Consider the following 7233-nt stretch of genomic DNA (forward strand, 5'->3'; position numbering starts at 1 on the left):
GCGCGAAAGACCTTCTTCTAACCTGAATTTTTCGATTTCGATCCTGTATGAGTTCGACATTTGACGTGTCTGACGTCAGACAGATTTGCTACAAACAATAGGGCCGGGTAGGGGGTTAGACTACTTCGCTTACTCCTTGGCCTCGTATCTGTTGGAGAGCGACGGGAAAACGTAATATGATGTGCCAAACATGGCGCAGCGAGTCCCAACGTCTCATGCCAAAATTGTGCGGCGTTCGCTAGACGGCGCCTGTGGGGTTGGCTTCGACGAATAGAAAAGCGGCATGAAACCTAAACCCGGTACATCTTGGAAAAGGTGCAGGCCCATTCGGAAAATTGGACCACTTCACGCCATTACAATGCAGTGCTAGCTCTCGCCCTTATCGCCGGGCCCTCCGTTGCCCAGGACGCGGCAACTTTGAACGCTTTCGACTATCTCGCGATTTCCATTGACGGGCAACTCAACATGCGCGCTGGCCCGGCAACTGCGTCCGAGCGGATGGCGCGACTGCCTGATGGCACAGTCTTGCGGCGCACCGGGTGTCTGACGCGCGGCGAAGATGGCTGGTGCGAAGTCGAATTCTTCGACGATGCGATCGAGGGATGGGCGGCCGCCCGCTTTCTCATCCCTTGGTCAAGCGCGGACCCGGATGCTCTCAGGAGTAGCACCATACAGCCGGACCATCGCCTTTTGATCGGTCGCAGCGGGCGCTTATCGGGCCGGCTAGAAGCCGGTGAGATCTTGGACGTGACATTCGCGGTGTCGGCCGACCGGCTCGTTTCGGTTGCGCTTAAAGCACCACAGGGCATCGAAGGCGCCATCTTCGCGTCCGATGGTTCCCTGCTTTCAAGATCCGAGGAAGACAATACGATGGCAGTCATCTTGAGCAATGGTGGGGAGATCGTCATTCGCATAGCGGATATGACCGGTGTCAGCGGAGACTGGGCGCTCGAAGTTCACCTCGAATAGGGCAGGGGCCTTTCAGTTGGGATCGGCTGCATAAGTGAGCAACCGGAAGGGGACGAAAGCGTGACAGGTCAGTCCAAATCCAGAGAGTCCACTCACAATCACAAATCTGTTGTGTCGCAGCTTGATAGTGGAGTGCGATTAGTCAGCCGTTCGCTTGACTGCCGCACTTGACTGGCGCTCAATAAGCTCTGGCGCGCAGTTTAGGCCCCCTTCCTTGCTCGCTGCCGGATCTGTGATCGCAGAAATCATGGCGTTCCCGACTTCTTGTCCGATGCGAAGCGCTGGGAGCCGGACTGTGGTTAATGCGGGCTCAATTGCTGAAGACCCCTTAAAATCACCGATGCCTACGACAGTTACATCGTCTGGTACGGCAAGTCCACTGGCCGTTGCGCCATAAAGCGCCCCGGTCGCAAGAATGTCGTTGCCGCAAATAAGTGCTGTCGGCCGATCCTTTTGTAAGAACAGCCGCATTGAATCCTGCTTTGAATCAGAAATGCTATAGACGGTTTCCAGCATCCATTCTTCGGGGACCTCGATACCTGATGCACGCAAGGTCTTTAGGACGATTTCACGTCGAGCCAAGGCCCGGTCGTTCCCGTGTGTTGGTGGAAACATACAAGCCACGCGCCGATGTCCCAGCTCCAGCACATGCTCTGCGATCAATTTTCCCGCCTGCTCATTATCGGCACCGATCGATGGGTAGCGCGAGGTCGCAGAATAATTCCACATCAACACGCAGGGGATATCTTGGCTGTCAAGCAATTGAAATACAGCCTCGTCGTGGTCCAGCCCCGTCAGAACGACGCCATCAACCCGGTGCTCAAGAAACTTTCGCAAGATCGCGTATTCGCGTTGCAAGTCATACCCATGTGAGGCCAGCAGAATGGTGAAGCCTTGGGCGGACACAGTTTCGGAGAACGCCTGCACGACCTCGGCAAAGATTGTGTGGTCCAATGTTGGGACCAGAACGCCGATGGTACCCGACCTAATCCCATGAATCGTCTGCGCAGCTCGGTTGCGGATATAGCCCGTCCTGCGCACAGCGGAATCAATCTTCTTGCGAGTGGCTGGCTTGACGAGTTCGGGGTGGTTGAAATAGCGCGACACAGTTGAAGGTGAGACGCGGGCCGCCTTGGAAACAGTGAAGATGTTGGACTTTTTTGATTTATTATCAGCCATATAGGCTTCCTCATTGGTCTTTTTATGAAAACATTTGCAAAACTATTTTCATCGCTTAGCGTAAATGTTCAAGCCAAAGTTTGGGAGGATGTTGGTTCAGTGGAATTCTTGTTTTACATGGGCGACGTGTTCACCCCGATAAATTTCATGTTGCTGTTGCTTGGCACCATCGGTGGTCTAATCCTGGGCGCAACTCCGGGGCTATCGCCGACGATGGCCGTGGCGTTGCTCATTCCGTTCACATTCCAGCTTGAGCCGCAGCAGGGCCTGATCCTGTTAGGCGCTGCCTATACCTCGACCGTTGCAGGCGGAGCAGTCAGCGCAATCCTATTAAAAATCCCGGGCGCACCAGCCAATATTGCAACCACGCTGGACGGTCACACGATGGCGATCAAGGGGGAAGGGGCGAAGGCATTGCAACTGTCATTTATCGCGTCGGCGATTGGCGGCCTAGTTGGTGTATTCCTGCTGATTTTTCTTACTCCTGTGTTGGCGCAATGGGCGCTGGCATTCGGTCCGTCGCATCTATTTTGGCTCGCGATCCTTGGCGTCACCGTCATCGGTACGTTGGATTCCAGCTCAGTTGTCAAAGGCCTTTTGTCAGGATGTATTGGCCTCTGGCTGGCCACAATTGGCTTTGACGACATCATGGGTGCTCAGCGGTTCATTTTCCATCCTGCTGTGAGTGGCGGGATCAATGTGATCCCAGCGCTGATCGGGCTTTTCGCCATCCCGCAGGTTATCACCATGTTCACGAAAGGCCGTCGTAGTGATGATGCCGAGATCATCAAAGTGAAGAAACACCCTATCCGGTTGGCGTTCGTTGAAGTTTTCAAGCGCAAGATCGCACTCGCGATTGGGACAGTGACAGGGTCCGTCATCGGCCTGATCCCCGGTGTGGGCGGCCAGATCGCGGGGCTCGTTGCTTACGATCAGTCCAAGAAGTTCAGCAAGGAAGCCGAAAAATTCGGAACCGGCCACAGCGAGGGCGTGATCGCGGCAGAAAGCGCCAACAACGCCATGGTTGGCCCGTCATTGGTACCGCTTCTGACGCTTTCTATTCCCGGCTCTCCCACGGCTGCAGTTTTGCTGGGCGGTCTCCTGATACACGGTATCTTCCCCGGACCCGACCTCTTTATGAATTATCCACAAGTGGCGTGGACGTTCATCGATTCCATGCTGATCGGCCAACTGCTGATGTGTATCTTCGGGCTCTATATCGCTGGCTTGGCCGCGAGTGTCGCGCGAGTACCTCATGCGGTCATGGCAGCGATTGTTTTGGGTTTGGCAGTCTTTGGCAGTTATTCGGTTCAGAATTCCATGGGCGATGTTTACGTCATGGCGACGCTGGGTCTGAGCATGTATTTCCTTGAGCGTTTTGGTTTCTCGGCCGCCCCATTGGTGCTTGGCCTTATCCTTGGACCCATCGCAGAGGCGAACTTTATCCAGGGATCAATGATTGCGAATGCCACCGTCGGCACCGGCACCTACTTCTTTACCGGCTGGCTGAACTGGCTGCTGATCCTGATCGTAGGTGCTTCAATCGCTTATTCAGTTTGGATGGAAATTATGGCCAGTCGGTATACCACCAAAGACGATGCCGTCGCAAAGGAAGAGGCGTTGTCATGAACGATCTACCACGCAACCAGCATATCATCGCATCTGGTCTGATCGCAGGTATCGGCGTCAGCATCGCCTATATCAGCTTTACCCAGGAACCTGCGGATGCGTTTATTTTTCCGCGCCTGATCTCATCGGTCTTTGCGGTTCTGGCGATCTGGACCTTCGTTAAGGCGCTTCTTGGGCACACCAAGGTGGGCAATGGAATCAGCGGTGACGCGATGAGGGCCATGCTGCCCGGGCTAATCGTCGCGATCATCTACATCTATTGGGCCGCCAAGGGGCTTGGCTTCTACACCGCCACGGCGATTGCCTTCTTCATCTTGCTTTCTCTTTACGACCCGGCCCCGCATTCAAAAATGAAAAGCTGGGGCAAACGGCTCTTGATTACCGCCGGTTTCATGGCGGTCATGTACGGTCTTTTCGCGCAACTGCTGAACGTTTTCACACCGCGAGAGATCTTTTTCTGAACCGCAAAGGCGGCAGAGTTAACCCTAGGGAGGATACTATGAAAAAATGGATTGCAGGGGCTGCACTGGCCTTAGCCACAATGACAGGAACAGCATTTGCTGATGGTCACGGCGACTATCCCGAACGGCCTATCATGATGATGGTCAGCTATGGCGCAGGCGGAGCTACCGACTTTCAGGCGCGCATTGTGACTATGACCGCCGGTAATGAAGATGCGCTTGGCATGCCAATCGCCATCGTGAACCGTCCCGGTGCAGGCGGCCGTGTCGGCTGGAACTGGCTTGCGACCGAAGCAGAGGCAGACGGCTACACGCTGGGTGCCTACAACATTCCGCACTTTGTCGCTCAGTCGATTGAAGGCGGTGTGTCTTACTCGACTGACACCTTTGAGCCGATTGCAAACTGGGGTGCAGACCCTGCAGTCTTCGTCGTCGGTGCTGACAGCGAGTTCAACTCGATGGCGGACGTTATCGAGTATGCAAAGGCAAACCCCGGTGGTCTGACATTCTCGGGCGCAGGTCTTTTTGTGGGTCACCACATCGCAGCTTTGCAGCTTGAAAAAGCGGCTGGCGTGGAATTGGCGTACATTCCAAATAACGCTGGTGGAGCAGGCGCGATGCGCGCTGTGATCGCAGGCGAAGTGCTTGGCGGAGTGAACAACCTTTCCGATGCGTTCCGTGCGCAGGCTGCTGGCAACGTCAAAATCCTAGGTGTGTTCGACCTTACCCGAAACGAAGAGTTCCTGCCAGACGTGCCGACAATGATGGAACAAGGCTTTGACATCGACAACGCATCCGTGAACTTCCGCGGTGTGATGGTGCCAAAGGGAACGCCACAGCCAATCATCGATCACTTGGCCGCGACTGTGCCTGCAATGTTTGAAAATAGCCGTGTCCAAAGCCGTATGGCCGCCGGTGGTTCACCCATGGCCATCATGACACGTGACGAAGTCCTCGAAATGTGGGCCGCGCGTCAAGAAACGCTCGAAGAGCTTTTGGCCGGTCTCTAAACCAACAGAGTAGCACCCTAGCTGGGTGCTACGCCCCTCACAAACAGGATAATCCTCATGAATTCCCTTGATCCCATCGCAGAGGTTGAAGCCATCGTTGCACGTGCACGCACAGCCCAAAGCGCCTTTGAGCTTGGCGGATCACAAACGGCCTATGACCGCGCGGCACAGGCTGCGGCTTGGGCCATCATGGAACCTTCCCGCAATCGCCATCTGGCGGAACTGGCGGTTGAAACGACAGGGCTCGGTAATGTGCCCGACAAGATTACTAAGAACCACCGCAAAACGCTTGGCGTGATGCGCGATATCCAGAATGCGAAGACGCACGGGATAATCAGCGATGACCCAGCAACAGGCATTACGGAAATTGCTCGCCCGATCGGCGTGATCGGTGCTGTCGTTCCCTCTACAAACCCTGGGGCGACACCTGCGAACAACATCATCAATGCCCTTAAGTGCGGGAATGCTATTGTGGTGTCGCCTTCTCCAAAAGGTGTACCAACTTGCGAGGCCTTACTCGGCTATATCCACACCGAGTTTGACAAGCTTGGGATCGACCGTGATTTGGTGCAGATGATCCCGGGACGTGGATCCAAAGAAAAAACCCAGCGACTGCTTGAGATTGCTGATTTGATTGTCGTTACCGGTAGCCAAAACAACGTCAAGCGGGCCTATACGTCAGGGACACCCGCGCTGGCCGTGGGTGCTGGCAATGTTGCAGTCATCGTCGATGAAACCGCCGATTTGGCCGCTGCAGCCGAAAAGATCAAAGCGTCCAAGACATTTGACAATGCAACGTCCTGTTCTTCCGAGAATGCCGTTGTTATCGTGGATGAGATTTACGATGCCTTTGTAGCCGAGATGGCTCGCACAGGTGGCGCATTAATCACAGATGAAACCAAAGTAACCTCCAAATTATGGGTGAAAGGGCATCTGAACCCACACGCGATTGCGCAAGATGCAGATAAGATGATCGCGGCACTCGGCCTAAGTGACGAAGTGCCTGCCGACACGGCATATCTCGCTGTAGAGACCAAGGGCATCGGTCCAGATCATCCACTATCGGGTGAAAAGCTGAGTCGTGTTTTGTCAGTGTACCGCGCGAAAGATTTTGATGACGCGGTACGCATCACGCACGAGATCGAGATGCATCAAGGTGCAGGTCATTCTGTTGGTCTGCATACGCAAACGAAAGACAGGCCACTTACCCTCGCCACGGCGATCCCAACCAGCCGCGTTATTGTGAACCAAGCGCACACTTTCGCGACGGGTGGGTCGTTTACCAATGGTATGCCGTTCTCGTTGTCGATGGGCTGCGGGTCTTGGGGTGGTAACTCCATCGATACCAACCTGCATTGGCGCCATTTCATGCAGACAACCAAAATCGTTCGGGAAATTCCTGCCAACGAACCCAATGTCGAAGATATCTTTGGCGACTACTGGAATGAGGCAGGTAAATGATTTTTGACAAAGTAGCGCCGCCACAAGGCACGGTTCAAGATTGGCTTGATGCACGGGCAGAAGACGGCGGTGTCGCCATCGTCTTCCCTGAAACTGATGAGCAACTAACTTGGCGTGCGTTGCGTGATGAAGCGCGGAGCGTGGCACAGGGCCTCACCGGCGCTGGCATCAAGCAAGGTGAAAGCGTCGCCATAGTCCATCCCAATGGCCGTGATGGTGTGCTTTCGATCTATGGCGCCCTCTATGGCGGTTTTCGGGCGACGATGATCAACCTCGCTGCGGGACCTGCTGCAATTGCCTATGCGCTCGATCACAGTGGCGCGCGATTTGCGTTTGTTCATGAAAGCCAGACCGAGGCGATTGCAAAAGTCGCGCCAGAAGGCCTTCAGGTCATTGGTCCCGACTTGTTGCAGGACAAGGCTGAAATTCCGGAATTCACCGCCAACCAACATGCGCTCTTGATGTATACGTCCGGCACGACAGGCCAGCCCAAAGGCGTTGTGCACTCCCATGCTAGCCTATTA

7 protein-coding genes are annotated in these 7233 nt (G+C 54.8%); 6 read left to right on the forward strand and 1 reads right to left on the reverse strand.

The window, feature by feature from the left end; all coding sequences use genetic code 11:
• Window positions 1-417 precede the first annotated feature (417 nt).
• Window positions 418-969, forward strand: a complete 552-nt coding sequence (locus ACXAH3_RS14940) for an SH3 domain-containing protein (protein WP_474862897.1) — start codon at window positions 418-420, stop codon at window positions 967-969.
• A 138-nt stretch (window positions 970-1107) separates the two neighbouring features.
• Here ACXAH3_RS14940 and ACXAH3_RS14945 read toward each other — a convergent pair whose 3' ends face one another.
• A complete protein-coding gene (locus tag ACXAH3_RS14945; protein ID WP_474862898.1) occupies window positions 1108-2148 on the reverse strand; it encodes a LacI family DNA-binding transcriptional regulator in 1041 nt (346 codons plus the stop codon).
• Window positions 2149-2247: 99 nt separating this feature from the next.
• On the opposite strand from ACXAH3_RS14945, the gene ACXAH3_RS14950 reads away from it, so the two are divergent.
• The 5 genes from ACXAH3_RS14950 to ACXAH3_RS14970 form a co-directional block, all read left to right on the forward strand.
• Window positions 2248-3777 (forward strand): tripartite tricarboxylate transporter permease, encoded by a 1530-nt coding sequence (locus ACXAH3_RS14950; protein ID WP_474862899.1) that lies wholly within the window; start codon window positions 2248-2250, stop codon window positions 3775-3777.
• Complete coding sequence (locus tag ACXAH3_RS14955; protein WP_474862900.1) at window positions 3774-4238, forward strand: tripartite tricarboxylate transporter TctB family protein; 465 nt, start codon at window positions 3774-3776, stop codon at window positions 4236-4238. The genes ACXAH3_RS14950 and ACXAH3_RS14955 overlap by 4 nt, the downstream gene beginning before the upstream one ends.
• Window positions 4239-4276: 38 nt before the next feature.
• Window positions 4277-5248, forward strand: a complete 972-nt coding sequence (locus ACXAH3_RS14960) for a tripartite tricarboxylate transporter substrate binding protein (protein WP_474862901.1) — start codon at window positions 4277-4279, stop codon at window positions 5246-5248.
• Window positions 5249-5305: 57 nt separating this feature from the next.
• Window positions 5306-6709, forward strand: a complete 1404-nt coding sequence (sauS, locus tag ACXAH3_RS14965; protein WP_474862902.1) for an acylating sulfoacetaldehyde dehydrogenase — start codon at window positions 5306-5308, stop codon at window positions 6707-6709.
• Window positions 6706-7233 (forward strand): AMP-binding protein (locus ACXAH3_RS14970; RefSeq protein WP_474862903.1); only part of this gene is annotated, 528 nt, incomplete at its 3' end. The genes sauS and ACXAH3_RS14970, both read left to right, overlap by 4 nt.

This window comes from Aliiroseovarius sp. ABM4_368 (genome assembly GCF_056161205.1).